This is a genomic window from Dietzia massiliensis (genome assembly GCF_018390595.1).
In the GTDB taxonomy this organism is placed as follows: Bacteria; Actinomycetota; Actinomycetes; order Mycobacteriales; family Mycobacteriaceae; genus Dietzia; species Dietzia massiliensis.
On sequence record NZ_JAHBAV010000175.1, the window covers coordinates 1 to 462 of the forward strand.

A 462-nucleotide genomic window follows, 5' to 3' on the forward strand; every position below is an offset into this window, starting at 1 on the left:
GACTTAATTTTTCTCATGGTGATTTTGAAGAACATGGTGGAAGAATTAAAACAGTTCGTAAATTAAGCAAGGAATTAAATAAGAATATTGCAATTTTATTGGATACTAAAGGACCTGAAATTAGAACAGGTGATTTTGTTGGTGGTAAGACAGAATTTAAAAAAGGACAAGTTGTTACCATTTGTCAAGAAGATATTGAAGGAACAAGTGATCGTTTTACTATTACATATAAAGAATTATATAAAGATGTTAAACCTGGTGGATTTATTTTAGTAAATGATGGGCAAGTTGAATTGTTAGTTGATCATGTTGAAGGAACAGATATTGTTTGTGTATGCGCAAATGATGGAATTGTTAAAAACAAAAGAGGTATTAATGTACCAGGTGTTAAATTAGGTTTTGATTACTTATCACCTAAAGATACAGCTGATATTACTTTTGGTTGTGAACAAGGTGTTAATT

1 protein-coding gene is annotated in these 462 nt (G+C 29.7%); it reads left to right on the plus strand.

Features of this window, described 5'->3' with window-relative positions:
* Positions 1 to 462 (plus strand): pyruvate kinase (locus tag KHA85_RS20180; protein WP_236885846.1); only part of this gene is annotated, 462 nt, incomplete at both ends.